This is a genomic window from Pseudarthrobacter sp. CCNWLW217 (genome assembly GCF_037203985.1).
Taxonomy (GTDB): domain Bacteria; phylum Actinomycetota; class Actinomycetes; order Actinomycetales; family Micrococcaceae; genus Arthrobacter.
In genome coordinates, this window is sequence record NZ_JBBCBT010000001.1 from 362,040 (window position 1) to 377,511 (window position 15,472).

General features: G+C 65.5%; 16 protein-coding genes. 8 read left to right on the top strand and 8 right to left on the bottom strand.

From position 1 onward, the window contains the following. Positions 1-9: 9 nt before the first annotated feature. The 3 genes from V9L18_RS01695 to V9L18_RS01705 all read left to right on the top strand — a co-directional run bounded on the left by V9L18_RS01695 (position 10) and on the right by V9L18_RS01705 (position 1,840). On the top strand, positions 10-282 hold the full coding sequence (locus V9L18_RS01695; RefSeq protein WP_337345436.1) for a hypothetical protein: 273 nt from the start codon (positions 10-12) through the stop codon (positions 280-282). 136 nt (positions 283-418) lie between these two features. After that, positions 419-1,120 (top strand): GAF and ANTAR domain-containing protein, encoded by a 702-nt coding sequence (locus V9L18_RS01700; protein WP_337345437.1) that lies wholly within the window; start codon positions 419-421, stop codon positions 1,118-1,120. A 9-nt stretch (positions 1,121-1,129) separates the two neighbouring features. Next, positions 1,130-1,840 (top strand): GAF and ANTAR domain-containing protein, encoded by a 711-nt coding sequence (locus V9L18_RS01705; protein WP_337345438.1) that lies wholly within the window; start codon positions 1,130-1,132, stop codon positions 1,838-1,840. Between the two features lie 37 nt (positions 1,841-1,877). On the opposite strand, the gene V9L18_RS01710 is transcribed toward V9L18_RS01705, so the two are convergent. Continuing rightward, entirely contained in the window at positions 1,878-2,144 is a 267-nt protein-coding gene (locus tag V9L18_RS01710; RefSeq protein WP_337345439.1) for a hypothetical protein, read from the bottom strand. A gap of 129 nt (positions 2,145-2,273) precedes the next feature. Here V9L18_RS01710 and V9L18_RS01715 point away from each other — a divergent pair, with 129 nt between their 5' ends. Next, positions 2,274-2,894, top strand: a complete 621-nt coding sequence (locus tag V9L18_RS01715; protein ID WP_337345440.1) for a TetR/AcrR family transcriptional regulator — start codon at positions 2,274-2,276, stop codon at positions 2,892-2,894. Between the two features lie 102 nt (positions 2,895-2,996). Here V9L18_RS01715 and V9L18_RS01720 read toward each other — a convergent pair whose 3' ends face one another. From V9L18_RS01720 to V9L18_RS01745, 6 genes are all read right to left on the bottom strand, one after another. After that, the gene (locus tag V9L18_RS01720; RefSeq protein ID WP_337345441.1) at positions 2,997-3,857 is read right to left on the bottom strand and encodes a phosphogluconate dehydrogenase C-terminal domain-containing protein; all 861 of its coding nucleotides are present in this window, start codon (positions 3,855-3,857) and stop codon (positions 2,997-2,999) included. 1 nt (position 3,858) lies between these two features. Next, complete coding sequence (locus V9L18_RS01725) at positions 3,859-4,692, bottom strand: sugar phosphate isomerase/epimerase family protein (RefSeq protein WP_337345442.1); 834 nt, start codon at positions 4,690-4,692, stop codon at positions 3,859-3,861. Continuing rightward, complete coding sequence (locus tag V9L18_RS01730) at positions 4,689-5,501, bottom strand: triose-phosphate isomerase family protein (RefSeq protein WP_337345443.1); 813 nt, start codon at positions 5,499-5,501, stop codon at positions 4,689-4,691. The genes V9L18_RS01725 and V9L18_RS01730 overlap by 4 nt, the downstream gene beginning before the upstream one ends. Further along, positions 5,485-5,955: a ribose-5-phosphate isomerase gene (locus V9L18_RS01735; RefSeq protein ID WP_337345444.1), complete on the bottom strand. Its 471-nt coding sequence runs from the start codon at positions 5,953-5,955 to the stop codon at positions 5,485-5,487. The genes V9L18_RS01730 and V9L18_RS01735 overlap by 17 nt, the downstream gene beginning before the upstream one ends. Beyond that, complete coding sequence (locus V9L18_RS01740) at positions 5,952-7,694, bottom strand: dihydroxyacetone kinase family protein (protein WP_337345445.1); 1,743 nt, start codon at positions 7,692-7,694, stop codon at positions 5,952-5,954. Before V9L18_RS01740 ends, V9L18_RS01735 begins: the two co-directional genes overlap by 4 nt. 105 nt (positions 7,695-7,799) lie before the next feature. Beyond that, entirely contained in the window at positions 7,800-9,164 is a 1,365-nt protein-coding gene (locus V9L18_RS01745; protein WP_337345446.1) for an MFS transporter, read from the bottom strand. Positions 9,165-9,384: 220 nt separating this feature from the next. On the opposite strand from V9L18_RS01745, the gene V9L18_RS01750 reads away from it, so the two are divergent. The 3 genes from V9L18_RS01750 to V9L18_RS01760 all read left to right on the top strand — a co-directional run bounded on the left by V9L18_RS01750 (position 9,385) and on the right by V9L18_RS01760 (position 13,031). After that, positions 9,385-10,128 (top strand): FadR/GntR family transcriptional regulator, encoded by a 744-nt coding sequence (locus V9L18_RS01750; RefSeq protein ID WP_337345447.1) that lies wholly within the window; start codon positions 9,385-9,387, stop codon positions 10,126-10,128. A gap of 180 nt (positions 10,129-10,308) precedes the next feature. Next, positions 10,309-12,213, top strand: coding sequence for a hypothetical protein (locus V9L18_RS01755; RefSeq protein ID WP_337345448.1), 1,905 nt, complete (start codon positions 10,309-10,311; stop codon positions 12,211-12,213). 62 nt (positions 12,214-12,275) lie between these two features. Then, positions 12,276-13,031, top strand: a complete 756-nt coding sequence (locus tag V9L18_RS01760; RefSeq protein ID WP_337345449.1) for an SDR family NAD(P)-dependent oxidoreductase — start codon at positions 12,276-12,278, stop codon at positions 13,029-13,031. Between the two features lie 39 nt (positions 13,032-13,070). Here the strand turns inward: V9L18_RS01760 and V9L18_RS01765 are convergent, their stop codons facing one another. Further along, the gene (locus V9L18_RS01765) at positions 13,071-13,709 is read right to left on the bottom strand and encodes a TetR/AcrR family transcriptional regulator (RefSeq protein ID WP_337345450.1); all 639 of its coding nucleotides are present in this window, start codon (positions 13,707-13,709) and stop codon (positions 13,071-13,073) included. Between the two features lie 185 nt (positions 13,710-13,894). Here V9L18_RS01765 and V9L18_RS01770 point away from each other — a divergent pair, with 185 nt between their 5' ends. Further along, positions 13,895-15,415: an ABC transporter substrate-binding protein gene (locus V9L18_RS01770; RefSeq protein WP_337345451.1), complete on the top strand. Its 1,521-nt coding sequence runs from the start codon at positions 13,895-13,897 to the stop codon at positions 15,413-15,415. Positions 15,416-15,472 lie beyond the last annotated feature (57 nt).

Genomic DNA, 15,472 nt, shown 5'->3' on the forward strand with positions numbered 1-15,472 from the left:
GAGGCGCTGATGTATGACGGTCATGCGATGTTGGCACTTGCCCCGGAAATTACAGCACCTGCGCAGTTCCCCGGCATGCCCCGGGCCACGCCGATCGGGGTGCAGGCGCTCGAGATCATCGCCTCCATCCTTGAGGACGAATCGCCCGGGCTGGCAGAGATCAAACTGCACCTTCGCAAATGTGTTGCCGCCTACCCGGGTGCACCGGAACGGGCGTTGCTCGCCCATCTGATGGACACTTCCCAGCGCGTGAATGCGGAAGGTGGCGAAGAGACGCCCTGATTTCGGCCCGTGATGATCATGCGCGGTGGCGGTGAGTATCCTTAGGTGACGACTCCGCCATGCCGGTTCGGCCAGCAGCCGGCGTGAGAGTGGGATGAACAACCCAGCGGGATGGACCAGGGATCAGAGGCTCAGCATGGATGTTGCACCCGGGCTGGTCGCGGGTGGAGAAGACCTGTGCGGCCCCTATCTGCAGAAATTGCCCGTCACGGGAGCTGCAGTGTCCCTGTTTGGCGGCGCCACAGCCGAAACGCTCGTGTGCGCCAGTGACGCCCTCGCCGCCCAACTGGATGAACTGCAGTTCAGCCTGGGCGAAGGGCCGCGCTGGAGGGCTGTCCGGACCCGCCTGCCCGTGCTGATCCCGGATGTGCAGGCGGTAGCGCACGCTGACTGGCCAATGTTCCACGAGGCCGTTGCCAGGACCCGGGCCGCCGCCATGTTTGTTTTCCCACTGACGGTTGGTGCGGTGGACCTGGGCGTGGTTGAGCTCTACCACTCAGAACCCGGAGCCCTCAGCAGGTCCGAGCAGGCGACTGCGGCCGTTCTTGCAGGGCAGACCTCCTGGTACCTCCTTCGAACGATCCTCACCATCAGTTCGCCTGATACCGATCCCGCCTTGGAGCCGGCCCTCATGTCACGCCGTGAGATCCACCAAGCCACTGGAATGGTGCTCGCCCAGTCCGGTGCCACTGCAGCGGATTCCTTGCTGTTGCTGCGTGCCTACGCCTTTGCCCACGACCTCACGCTCCGCCAGACGGCCGACGCCGTCCTCGAAGGCCGCCTGAGTTTCACGTCCGACGGCGGTGTCAGCGGTCCCGGCAGCCCGCCGCTGACGTAAAATAGCGCCATGGCAACGACTACCCGCGCCGAGCGCGTCAGCGGGGCGTTCGTAAAACTTACGGACACCTTGGTTGCGGACTACGACGTCCTGGACCTGCTCCACACCCTCGTTGAGGAATCCGTGGGGCTCCTCGACGTTGCTGCCGCGGGCCTGGTGCTGGCCGACCCCAGCGGAGAACTCCAGGTCCTGGCGTCCACCAGCGAGCAAAGCCAGCTTGTGGAAGTCCTGCAGCTGCGGGCCGGCTCGGGACCGTGCGTCGAATGCTACTCCACCGGACGTCCCGTGGTGGTGGAGGACATCGGCGCCCTGGAGCGCTGGGGGGACTTCAAGGCTGCGGCACTGTCCCAAGGCTTCCGTTCGGTCCACGCGGTGCCCATGCGGATCCATGACCGGACCATCGGCGCCATGGGACTCTTCGGGGCCAACCCCGGTCCGCTGACGGCGGAGGATGCTGCCATCGGCCAAGCCCTGGCAGACGTAGCCACAATCAGCCTTCTGCAGGAGCGCACCATCAGGGAAGCTTCCCTGGTCAACGAGCAGCTGCAGCGTGCGCTGAACAGCCGCGTGCTGATTGAACAGGCAAAAGGCGTCATCGCCCACACTGCGGGAGTCGATATGGAAGAGGCCTTCAACCGGCTGCGCAATCACGCGCGCGCTCATAATGAAGGCCTCCATGTGACCGCCGGCCGGATCGTGGACCGCAGCCTTAACCTCTAAAGCCGCACTGGCACCCGGCCGACACGCGGCCCAGGTGTCAGGCGGGAAGTTCCCGGTTGACCATCAGCTGTTCCAGCAGGGCCTGCTCGGGTTCTCCCGGATGCCGCGCCACGCAGCGGCGGAGCCGTGCCCGCGCCATCTCTTCCCCGGGGGACTTTCCGCAGAGCACTTCATCGATAATTTCCTGTGCCTGCCATCGAAGCGACTCGATCGCAAACCGCCGGATCTCGGCTGGATTGAAGTCCTCATCCAACCAATGTTCAGGATCCGCGGGCACGCTTTGGAACATCCGCTCTGCTGACATAGGGGCCTCCTTGCACCAGACCGGCTGGGCCGAAAACGGTCCAATCGGCGTCGAAAGCACTGCGCGTAGGGGAAACATTACCGCGAGGAAGACCGGTCTGTCTCTACCTGGCGTAAACTGGTTCGTACAATGACTTCAGCCCCAGAGACTGGACCGTCCCCCGTGCAGACGCAGGTGGGGGCGGCAGTTGGCCATGCCGATGCAGTGGGCCGGATACTGGCTGTCGCTTACGAACTTTTCTCCCGCCGTGGTGTCCGGGACGTCGGGGTTAACGAACTCATCGAACGGTCCGGCGTTGCCAAGGCAACCTTCTACCGGCACTTTCCTTCCAAGGACGCCCTGGTGCTGGCCTTCCTGGAACAACGCGACCGGCAGTGGACCGTGGACGCCATTGTCTCCGAAGCCCGGCGCCGCGGGAACACGCCCGCTGAACAGCTGCTGGCCATCTTCGACGTCTTCGGCGACTGGTTCCTGCGCGAGGACTTCGAGGCCTGCTCCTTCATCAACATCCTGCTGGAGATGGGGCCGGCGCACCCCCTCGGCCAGGCAAGTATCGATTACCTGGCCAGGATCCGCGGCCACGTCCAGGCCCTTGCGGAGGAAGCGGGGCTGGCCCGAACCGAAGATTTCGCCCGGTCCTGGCACATCCTGATGAAGGGATCCATCATCTCGGCTACAGAGGGTGACATGCAGGCGAACAAGCGTGCCCAGCAGATGGCTGCCTGGCTGATAGAACACCACCGCAGCTAGGCAGCCAACCAGTCGCGGAACTTACAGTTAAGGCCCCGGTTTCCCGGGGCCTCAACTGTAAGTACGCGCCGTACGGCGGGGGCACTCGCGCCGCCCGAGGGGCTAGCGCTTGACGGCGTCCAGCTTGAGCATCTTGGCGATGACGCTGTCCAGCTCGGAGTCGTCGAAGATCTTCTTCCAGTCGTCCTTGATGATGGTGTCCTTGCCGTACTGGATGGCGATTTCGCAGGCTTCGGAGAACGGGTTGGAGCCGCGCAGGGCGTTGGTGAGGGCAATCTGCACGTGACCGAACAGCATGGCCTTCGCCGCTGCCTCGGGAACGCCGGCGGTGTGCACGGTCTCGTGCAGCGCCTCGTTGAGCAGGGTGCCGATCATGCAGGCAACGGTCTCCACGAGGGTGGGTTCGAGGATGGCGAGCTGCTTGACGGTGACCCAATGGACGTCGATGACGGGTGCGTAGATGATGCGGATGGTGGCCTCGGCTGCCGCCTTGGTCTCCTCCGGTGCGTTCTCGTCGATCGCGGCCACCACGTTCTGCGGGGCGCCCTCGCCGCCGAAGGTGTCGGCCCATTCTTCCTTGGTGGTGCGCTCGAGGAACACGGACGGGTGGCACGGGTGAGCCACAGCCTGGACGACGTCGTCGCGCTTTGCCAGCAGGCCGGCGTAGGCGGCGGCAGGGTCCAGGGTGAGCAGGATTGCGCCGGCCTTCATCTGGGGGACTACGCCCTGGGAGACCACGCCGAGGACGGTGTCCGGGACCGCGAGGATGACCACGTCGGCGCCCTTGACGGCGTCGTCAGTGGCGGTGATTTCGCGGCCTTCTGCCTGGATGCGTTCCTGGCCTGCGGGGGAGTTCTCGCTGTAGAAGACGGTGTGGTCGCTCTTTTGGAGGTTACGGGAAACGCGCATTCCCATTTTGCCACCGGCTCCGATGACGGCGACGGTCAATTTTTCTGCTGACATTTCACTTGCTCCTTAGGAATTCGATGCTTTGTTGGGTCCACTGGTTTTCGAGGCGGATGGTGTCCGCCTCGGAGTCCTGCCACGGCAGCCAGTGTTCGACGATCTGGTTGATGTTTCTTTGGTGGGGCACGAACTTGCTGACCATGTAGTCGTAGTCGAGCAGGCCTTCGCCGAGCGGTGCGCCGGCATAGGTGAATCCGACCCACCCGTCTTTGCGGCTGAACGCGAAGTCCTTGACATGCATGTTCAGGACATAGGGCGCGACGGCGTCAATCACCTCGCGAGGCATCTCCAGCGCCGCGACCGTGTTGGCCGGGTCGGCGCAGATGCCAAGGTACGGGCTGCCCACTCCGCGGATCACGTCCAGGATCCGATTGGTGGGGACCTGCTCGTAGGTTTCCACTGCGATCTTCACCCCGGCGCCCTCGAACTCGGGCAGGACCTCCTTGAAGATCGCCACGGCTTCCTCCGGCGTCGGGGTGTGGCCCGGGACGTTGAACATGGTCCGCAGCAGGGGCGAGCCCAGAATGCCGGCGATGCGCAGGAACTTCCTCAGGTGCTCCGGGCGGATGCCCTTGGTGCCGAGCTCAAGGGAAATGCCCAGCCGGTCCGCGGTGGCCCGGACGGCCTCCAGCTCGGAATCCGGCATCGCTTCGAGTGGGGCGTAGTCGCAGATTTGGAACAGTTCCACCCCGAGCGCGGCGGTCCGTTCCAGCGCCTGATGGATACTGAGCGGTTGGGAGACCTTGTCCGAGAGCTGCCAGAAGAAGGCGTAGCTGCTCAATCCAATTCTTGAACCCTGCCCGATCCGTGAGCCGGTGCCGAGGCTGGTCATACCCTCACCTCCGCAGCGGTCATCCTTGCAGCCGTCTCATCCAGGATGGTCTTCAGCGCTTTCGGGTCGTGTGCGAAGCGGCCCAGGAACAGGCCGGCGACGGCGGGGGCCAGCTTGGTGATCAGGCCTGGTCCGGCGCTTCCGCCATAAATGACGCGGCTGTCCGCCTGGCCGGGCAGGCTGCGCAGGTGCGCGTCCAGCCCGGTGATGACCGCGCTGATGTAATCCGGTGTCGCCGGTTCCGGGGCGCCGATGGCCCACTGCGGCTCGTAGGCCACGATGGTCCGGCTGGCCGGTCCCAGGGACTGCGCGCGGTGGAGGGCGGCGTCGATTTCCGCGGAGCAGCGGGTGACTGCTTCTTCCACGGATCCCCGTTGCAGTTCGCCGACGCACAGGATCGGGGTGAGGCCATTGCGGTAGGCGGCGGCCGTTTTCAGTCCGATGACTGTGTCATCCTCGCCGAAGATCCGGCGGCGTTCGGCGTGGCCCACTTCGGCGTAGCGTCCGCCGAGCTCGGCCACGGTCTTGCCGCCGACTTCACCGGTGAACGCGCCTTCGTCTTCCCAGAAGATGTCCTGGGCGCCCGCGGCGGCTCCCGCCGGTCCCAGGATGCGGGCAGCCTCGGGCAGAACCGGGAGCGTGGGCAGGACGAACAGCTCGATGTCGCCGGCCTGGACCGCCGGGTGCGCGAACGCGATGGCGGCCACGTCGCGGCAGTAGTCCACCGAGCGCTGGTAGCCGAAGTACATCTTCAGGCTGACGCCGATGATGGCCTTCGGTTTTATCGGGGTATTAGCACGAAGTGACACCCTCATAGTCCTTAATCAGGGTGACTTTCCCGGCCGAGGCCGAGGTTTCGTCAAAGGTGTAGGTGAGCCATTCCTTGGCGAGCCGGCGGGCGAGCTCCAGGCCAACAACGCGCTGGCCGAAGGTGAGGACCTGGACGTTGTTGCTCAGGATGGAACGTTCAACCGAGTAGCTGTCGTGCGCGGTAACAGCGCGGATGCCGGGGACCTTGTTCGCGGCGATAGCCACACCAAGGCCGGTGCCGCAGACCAGCAGGGCGCGGTCGGCCTTGCCGGCGGCGATGAGCTCGGCGGCGGCGATGGCCACGGACGGGTACGGGGTGTGGCTGGTGGCGTCCACCCCAACATCGGTGACGGATTCGACCAGCTCGGAGGCCTCCAAATCAGCCTTCAGGGCTTCCTTGTACTCGAAACCGGCGTCGTCGGCCCCAACAATCAGGCGCAGTTTGGCGCTCATGCTTTCTCCTTAATGGTTGTCCGCTCGATGAGCGTGTTGTGGATGGCTCGGATGATCAGTGCCATGGATACGGCACCCGCGTCCGGCGTGCCGAGGCTCTTCTCGGCGTGCGGGCGGGCGCGGCCCATAAGGGGCAGCAGCTGGGCGGTGTCCTCGGCGGCCTGCTCCGCGGTCACTGCGGCGGCGGCCCAGGCCTCGGTGAGGGACTTACCCGCACCGACGCCGGATGCCAGCGCGTCACGGAAGGGAACCAAGACGTCCACGAGGGTTTTGTCGCCGGGTTTGGCTTTGCCGAAGTCCATGATCGCGGCCGCGGCTCCTGCGACACCGGCGGCGACAGCACCGGCGTCGGGCGCTTTGCTGTCTCCCACGGCGTCCCCAACGGCGCGCAGGGCCATGCCCCAGAGGGCGCCGGAAGTGCCGCCGGCCTTGTCGGCCCAGGCATCCGCGGCAAAGTGAAGGGTAGTGGCGGCACCGGCGCCGCGGGCGACGGCGTCCGTTGCGGCTTCGACGGCGGCGCGGACGCCGCGTTCCATGCCGATGCCGTGGTCACCGTCGCCGGCGATCGCATCGATCCGGCCCAGTTCATCGGCGTTGGCATCCACGACGGCCTTCGCGGCGCCGAGGGCGGCGAGGACACGCGCGGCGCCGGCGCGGGATTCTTCCGTGGCGTGCGGGATGACCGCCTCGGCCTCGGCAAGTTCGCCGTCGCCGGCTTCCAGTGCTTCCGCGGTAACGGCGCCGCGGCGGAAGGCCGGGGCGTCGGCGGGGGCGTCCCAGAGGGCCTCGAGTTCGTCGTCGAGCCAGAAAAGGGTTAGGGACGTGCCGGCCATGTCGAAGCTGGTGACGAGTTCACCCACCTGCGGGTCAACCGCTTCCAGGCCGGCCTCGGCGAGGAGTTGTGCGACGCGGCGGTAGACGACGAAAAGCTCTTCGTACTTGACGCTGCCCAGGCCGTTCAGAATGGGGACCACGCGGGCACCTCTGGCGTCGAGCCCCTCCGGCACTTCGGTGAGGAGTTTGGCGACCAGCAGTTCGGCAAGCTCATCCGCCGTCGGAATGTCCGTTTCATCAATGCCGGGCTCGCCGTGGATGCCCATGCCCACGGCCATCCGGCCCTCCGGGACGGAGAACAAAGGATGGTCCGCGCCCGGCAGCGTGCAGCCGGTGAACGCGACGCCGAAGGAGCGCGTGCGGTCGTTGGCGCGTTCGGCGATTTCCATTGTTGCGTCCATGGAGTAACCGGCTTCCGCTGCAGCGGCGGCCACCTTGAAAACGGTCAGGTCCCCGGCGATGCCGCGGCGCTTGGTGCGCTCGGCGGGCGGGGCGGAGGAGACGTCGTCGGTGACGGCGATGCTGCGGCAGTCGATGCCTTCCGCCCGGAGGCGGTCCTGGGCCTGGTTGAAATGCAGGACGTCGCCGGCGTAGTTGCCGTAACCCAGCAGTACACCGCCGCCGTTGTTGGCGGCCTTGGCCACGTTGTAGACCTGCTGGGCGGACGGGGAAGCAAAGAGGTTGCCCATCGCGGCGCCGTGGGCCAGGCCCTGGCCCACGAGCCCGGCGAACGCCGGGTAGTGTCCGGAGCCGCCGCCGATGACCAGCGCCACCGTGTCCGGGGTGCTCTTGGTGTTGCGGACCACGCCGCCGGAAACGCGCTTCACCCAGCGTCCGTGGGAGGCGACAAAGCCCTCGATCATTTCGTCAGCGAAAGCTGAAGGTTCGTTGAACAGGCGGGTCATGGGAAAAGGCTCCTGGAGTTATTGCTCGCTCCGGTGGCTCGACCACCGGTTAGTTGGATTGGTGCGGGGGCGTCCGCGGGTAAAACGGACGCCCCCGGGTCTGGTTTACGGCTCGGAGTGGTGTCCGGCGCCCGCAGGATCCAGTGCCTCGGCGGGGATGCCCTCGCTGACCTTGCCGGAGCGGCTGAGTGCCACCATGAGGATCGAGGAGAGGAGCATAAAGCCGCCCACGACGAACATCGGCACCGTGTAGCCCCCCGTTAGGTCCTTCAGCCAGCCGGTGACGTAGCCCGCGCTGAAGCCCGCCAGGTTGCCGATGGTGTTGATCAGGGCGATCCCTGCGGCGGCTGCTGCGCCGGTGAGGAACTGAGTGGGCACGGTCCAGAAGTTGGGCAGGGCCGCGAAGATGGACATGGCCGTGATGGTGATGACAGCGATGGTGGCCGCCGGGGAACCTGCGAACAGGGCCAGCGGGATGCTGAGGCCGCCGATGAGGGCGGGAAGTGCAATGTGCCAGGTCTTGACGCCGCGCTTGGTGGCGTCCTTGGACCAGAAGTACAGGGCGAACGCTGCCGGCAGGTACGGGATGGCCGTGATCAGGCCCTTCTGCAGGACATCGAACTTGGTGCCGTAGATGCCTTCGAAGCCCGCGATGATGGTGGGGAGGAAGAAGCCGAGGGCGTAGAGGCCGTAGATGAAGCCGAAGTAGATGGCGGAGAGCATCCAGACGCGGCCGTTGCCGAAGACGGTGCGGACGCTGACGTGCTTGTTGCTGGCCGCGGTTTCCTTCTTTTCCTTCTCCAGTGCGCCGGTCAGCCAGGTCTTCTCCTCCTGCGTCAGCCACTTGGCCTTTGCGGGGGAGTCAGCCAGGTAGAACCAGGCGACGATGCCGACGATGATTGCCGGGACTGCGACGCCGAAGAACATGACACGCCAGCCCTCAAGTCCGAAGAGGCCGTGCTGCTGGATGAGGAGGCCGGCCAGCGGGGCGCCGATCACTGTGGTCAGCGGCTGGGCCAAGTAGAACAGGGCAAGGATCTTGCTGCGGTGCCGTGACGGGACCCAGAGGCTCAGAAAGAGGATGGCGCCGGGGAAGAACCCGGCCTCGGCCACGCCCAGGATGAAGCGGAGGACGTAGAGCTGTTCCACGTTGCCCACCCAGGTGAACAACAGGGAAACGATGCCCCAGCTGACCATGATGCGGGCCAGCCAGCGGCGGGCGCCGAACTTGTGCAGGGCCAGGTTGCTGGGAACTTCCAGCAGGATGTAGCCGATAAAGAAGACGCCGGACGCAAAGCCAAACTGTGCTGCAGACAGGGCCAGGTCTGTGTTCATGCCGTTGGGGCCGGCAAACGAGATGGCCGTTCGGTCGAGGTAGTTGATGAAGAACATCAGGGCGACGAACGGCACGAGCCGGATCGCCACTTTCCTGATTGCGGATTTTTCGACCACCGATTGTGTGGTGTCCACGTTGACTCCTAGATGTTGATGTTCCCGGCAGCGTCCGTCTCTGGAGGCTTGGGGGGGCTGTTTCATCGCCGGAGGGCAGGGGGGGACCGGACCGGCGGCTAAAGCATGTGTGACTTCAACGATAAGAGCGAAACGTAAATTGGTCAACCGGTTGACGTGTTGTTTTTTTGGAAGTCCAGGGTTGGCGGCCGGGGCAGGGGCCGGTTGTTACGCTTGGGATGTGTCCATAAACTCCGCCGCATCGACGGCCAAGATCAGCGCAGCGCTCGGTTCCGTGGGCCAGGGCTCCGTTGTCTCTGAAGTCGCAGAGCGCCTGCTCGCGTATTTCACCAGTGGTGATATCGCCGTCGGAACGCGCCTCCCCGCGGAGCGCCAGTTGGCCGCCTCCCTGGGTGTTGGCCGGTCCGCGGTGCGTGAGGCGCTTGCTGCCCTGGAGATCCTGGGGATTGTGATTGTCCGGCCCGGGTCAGGCACCTACCTTCGTGACGGCATCTCCGAACTCCTGCCGCGCACGTTGAGCTGGGGCCTGATGCTCGGCGCGCCCCGGACCCGCGAACTGGTGGAATTGCGCAGTGGCCTGGAGGTCCAGGCCGCGCAGCTCGCCGCCGACCGGATCACCGATGAGGCCCTTGAGCGCATGCGGGGCAACCTGGCCACCATGGCCGAAACGCTCAATGACCTGGCGGCCTTTGTGGAAGCCGATGCCGCATTCCACCGCGAAATCGCCGAAAGCTCCGGAAACCAGGTTCTCAAGGAGCTGCTCCAAAGCATTCGCTCCCTGCTGCGCATCTGGGTGGACCGCGCGCTGACGGACGAAGGCCATGCTGCGGCCGCACTCAAGGAGCACACCGAGATATTCACCGCCCTTGAAGCCCGCGACTCCGAGGCAGTCACCAAGACCATGCGCTCGCACATGCAAACCGCGTCCCGCCGGCTGCTCGCCGGTTTTGACGCCTCGCAGTAGCTTTCCGGCTGACCCCATTCGGGCCCTCTGCGTCGTCCAACTATTGGTCAACCGGTTGACTTGTATGCAGCGATAATTCCATAATCGGATATGGCCTGCCTCACAGGCCCTCTTAAGTTTGCTTTAGCGACGCCGGGCCGCCGGGCCACAGCAGCCCCGGGCCAGGCAGAGAGCAGTGACGTGTCTTCCCAGCCCTTGACCGGTCCGCCGAAACTGTCCCCCTCCGTCCAGGCCAGGCTGGCACCCCCCGTGCGGTTGCTCTCCGCCGGACCGTGGACTGCCCGGCTTGTGGGCGACGAACTCGCACACCTCAGCTACGCGGGCCGGGAGGTCCTGCGGGCCGTCAAAGCCGTAGTCCGGGACCACAATTGGCGGACTCCGAAGCCCTCGGTTCGAAACGTCGAGATCAAGCAGGACGACGACGGCCTGCAGGTACGCTGGGCCGTAGCCTTTGCCGGATACGGCGTGGAGTATGACGGCCAACTGACGGCCGAATTCACTCCCGCGACCGTGGAAATTTCCTTTGAAGGTGCCGCTGGGCAGGCCTTCCGCAGCAACCGGATCGGCTTAGTGGTGCTCCATCCTCCGGCTGAGGCCGGCCGGGAAATCACGGTGGAACACCCCGACGGCGGCAGCACAGCCGCGCAGTTTCCTCACGACATCAGCCCGCACCAGCCCTTTACGGACATCGCGGCACTTGAGTGGGCCGACGCCGGCACCGCCTTCCGTCTTTCGTTCACCGGTGACGTCTTTGAGACCGAGGACCAGCGGAACTGGACGGATGCGTCCTTCAAGACGTACAGCACGCCGCTGTCGCTTCCCTTCCCGGTGGCCGTCGCAGCCGGGGACACTGTTCGGCAGTCCGTCCTCCTCGAGGCGGCCACGCTGGAGCCGCAGGAGGCCGTGGAGGCGGCCGCAGTGGCTGCCCGCGTTGCTTCCAGTTTGCCCACAGCGGTTTCCGCGCGGATTGGCGCTGAAGCCGGCCGGGTTCCGGCCTTGGCCGTGGGGGCTGGGTCGCAGCCCGGGGTGCTCCCGGAGATCCCCGGGCTCGACGCCCTTGTGGTTGAACTTGTCGACGAAGAAAACGACGCCGACCGATCACTCTGGACAGCCCGGTTGGCGGCCGCGGCGGCCGCCGCCTCCATCCACGGAGCCGGACTGGACATCCGGGCAGTGACCGCGGACCCGGTTGGCGCCGTCGCAGACCTCGCACCCTATCTGCCGCAAGCCAAGCGGCTCGCGGTGTTCCATCCTGCCAGCCACGTTACTGAGCCAGACACCTGGGCGGAACTCAAGGACTCGGCACACGCCGCAGGGTTCGGCGGAAGCCTCCTGGCCGGAACCCGGGCGCACTTCACGGAACTGAACCGCGAAAGCAGCCGCACGCCGTCGGACTCCGACGCCCTCACGTTCAGCATTACGCCGCAGATGCATAGTACCGAGGCCGCACACGTCATCGACAGCGTGCCCATGCAGCGGCTCGTGGCCCAGAACGCGCTGCGCCTGGGCGGCGGAAGGCCGGTCCACGTTGGTCCAGTGACGCTGCTGCCGCGGTTCAACGCCGTGGCCACGTCCGGTATCGAATCGGAGGCGGAAGCCGATGAACTGCAGGGCGAGCCGTTCACCGCCGCATGGACGCTGGCGAGTATCAATGCGCTGACCATGGACGGGGTAGCCTCCGTCAGTTACTTCGAGGCATCCGGCCCAACGGGCATTAGCGGCGCCGATGGCCAGCTGAATCCGGCCGGTGAACTACTGAAGGAGCTCGCCGGGCTCCGGGACTCCGTGGTGTTGTCGGTCGACGCCGATGCGGGGCCGGTGACGCTGTACCCTGTGCGGTCGCGGGCAGGCCTGGTCATTTTTGCCGGCAACCTCTCCGGTTCCCCGGTTGCCGTGGACGTTCGGCTTCCGGACGGTGTCAGTGCCAGCGGCGCCGTGTGCGCCGCTTTCGGGCAGGAGACCCCCGCTGCCATCGACTTCAGTACAAATAACGACGGCGACCCCGCAGCCGGGCGGCTGACGCTCGGACCATGGTCTGCCGCCGGCGTCCACTTTCCGGAAAGCAATTTTCCGGCTCCGGGCTGATGCCCCCCACTTCTTTGCTGCCGCCTTCCGACGGCCGCGCCCCCTATGTGAAAGGAGACCCCATGGGTCTGCGTCTTGAAGGAAAAACTGCCCTTGTCACGGGGGCTGGCTCGGGGATTGGCCTGGCCGTTGCCCAGCGCTTTGTCGCCGAAGGGGCCACGGTCTACTTCGCCGACATCAACGTGGAAGCTGCAGAAAAGGCCGCCGCCGCCACCGGGGCTTCGGGCGCGCTCGCCCTCCGGATGGACATCTCGGACGAAGCGAGTGTGGCGGCTGCCTACGCCGAGGTTGCAGCGGCCGGGCAGCTTGATGTGGTGGTGGCGAACGCCGGCGTGCAGTTGTTCGGCCAGGACGCGAAGGTGGGGGACCTGGACCTGGCCGTCTGGGAGAAGACTGTCACCATCAACCAGCGGGGCGCGTTCCTCACGCTCAAACATGCCGTCCGGGCCATGGAAGGGCGCGGCGGCTCCATCATCTGCACGGGCAGCCCCACCGCCGTGGTGGCCTGCGGCCAGACATTCACCGCTTACACGAGCTCTAAGGCCGGGGTCCATGGCCTGGCGAGGGTAGTTGCAGCCGACTACGCGCACGCCGGCATCCGCGTCAACATCGTGGTCCCCGGTTACACCGAAACACCGCTGGTCCAGGCCATTGCCGAGGACCCCGTCAGCCGCGCCAGCCTGGTGAATTCCACCATGCTGGGCCGTCCCGGGACGGCAGCGGACGTGGAGGGCATTATGGTCTTCCTCGCCAGCGACGACTCCGCCTACGCCACCGGCGGGATCTTCACCGTGGACGGAGGCCTCACGGCGCTGTAGGGCTGCGCTGACCTGCTGTTGCCCGCTTGCAGTGCGCGGCTAAAACTTCTCCGTGGTGACGGCCTCCAGGAACGCCACCACCTCGGCCGGCATGTCCACGGAGTCGTTGTCCAGCAGCCACTGCACCTGCAGGCCGTCCATGAGTGCCACAAGCTGGCGTGCAGCGGTGGAGGGAGCGATGCCCGAACGCAGCTGGCCTTGCCTTGCCAGCTCGTCGAAGGCTTCTGTCATGGTGCCGCGGACCCAGGTGTAGCGCCGTTGGAAGTACTCGTGGGCCGGATGGTCGGGATCGGTGGCTTCAGCCGACAGGACGCAGTACAGGGCGACCAGGCCGGGAATCGTGGTGTTGTAGCGGGTGAGCTCCACGAGGCCGCGTAGCATCTCAATCCCCTGGGCAGTCAATGCGCCCGTCCGGGTGATGGATTCCTCGTCCCTCAGCGTGAGGACAGCTTCCAGCAGGGCTTCTTTGCTGGGGAAGTGGTGCAGCAGCCCAGCCTGGCTGAGGCCCACTTTGTCGGCCACATCCTTCAGCGATCCCGCGCGGTAGCCCGACGTCGAAAACACCTCGAAGGCGGCCGTGAGGATCTCCTGGCGGCGGGCTTCGGTCTTGGCATAGCTACCCCGTGGCCGGCCCCGACGAGGTGCCTCGGCGACCGCAGTGGCAGGGGTGTCAGTCATCACATAACCCTAACAAGGTAGTTTTCAGGGGCGGAAAGCCAATTGGTCAACCGCTGTGGGTCGCGTCACATTACGGACGATTCAGCTTTTCAAAATAAAAACCTAGTACCCACTAGGTTTTCATGTTACGGTCTTTCCCAATGGCCGTCCATGGTGGACGCCACTGACCGTGAAAGGGACCAAAGATGTTCCGATCCAAGCGAATGGCCGCTCTTGTCGCCGCCGTTGCCCTAGGCCTCACCGGCTGCTCTGCCGGTGGAGACGCCTCCGGAGAACAGTCCTCCGAAACCCTCACCCTCGGCACGCTTCTGGCGCCGAAGACGTTCGCAGCAGACCAGTCCGAGTTCGCCAACCTGTCGCCGTTCTACCAGGCCGTCTACGACACCCTCATCCGCATGGAGCCGGACGGCACGCTGGTGCCCATGCTGGCCACCGAGTGGAAGTACAACGAGGCCAAGACCGTCCTCACCCTGAAACTTCGCGACGACGTGAAGTTCACCGACGGCACTCCGTTCAACGCCGACGCCGCCAAGCAGAACCTCGAGCGCTTCAAGGCCGGCACATCACCGGACGCGCAGTTCCTCGCGGCCCTGCAGACCGCCACCGCAGTGGATGCCACCACCCTGGAACTGACTTTGTCGGCTCCGGACCCGGCGTTCCTGAACTACCTGTCCAAGGACGCGTCGTTCATGCAGAGCCCGGCTTCCTTCGGCAACGCCGACATCGCCACCAACCCAGTCGGCTCCGGACCGTACATCCTGGACACCGCCGCCACCGTCACCGGCACGTCCTACACCTACAAAACCAACCCGGACTACTGGGACAAGGATCTGGTCCACTACGACAACCTGGTCCTGAACGTCTACGGCGACCAGACCTCGCTGCTGAACGCCATCAAGTCCGGCACGCTCAACGCCGCCAACACCATTGACAACAACACGCTCACCGAAATCGAAGCAGCCGGCTACAAGGTCAACCCGCTCCAGTTGAACTGGTCCGGCCTGCTGATCTTCGACCGCGCCGGCACCACCAACCCGGCCCTGGCAGACGTCCGCGTCCGCCAAGCGCTGAACTACGCGTTCGACTCCAAGGCGATGCTGGAATCCATCGGCCAGGGCCATGGCGAGCTGACCACGCAAGTGTTCCCGCCGTCGTCGGACGCCTATGACGAGTCCCTGGACTCCCGCTACAGCTACGACCCCGCGAAGGCCAAGGCGCTGCTGACCGAGGCCGGTTACGCCAGCGGGCTCACGCTGGAACTGCCCTCCTCCACCCTCCTGGGCAACACCATCCCGGCGCTGATCACCCAGCAGCTCAAGGACGTGGGCATCACGGCCCAGTTCACCGATGTGGGCAACAACTTCATCGCTGACCTCCTGGCGCCCAAGTTCGGCGTGAGCTACATGATCCTCGAGCAGCAGTCCGACTGGCAGCTGATCAACATGAAGCTCACTCCCAACGCACCCTGGAACCCCTACAACTACCAGGACCCGAAGGTGGATGAACTGGTCAACAAGATCCACCTGGGTTCCGAGGACGAGCAGAAGTCCGCAGCGAAGGAACTGAACAAGTACATCGTGGAGCAGGCCTGGTTTGCCCCGTGGTACCGCCCGCAGTCCAGCTTCGTGACCGACGCAAAGACCAACGTCGAGGTCCAGACGGGTAACGCGTACCCGTTCCTCTGGTCCTTCACCCCCGCCTCCTAGCGGACAGCTGCCGCGCCGGGCCGCACTTGAACAGTGCGGTCCGGTCCGGCAGCCTCA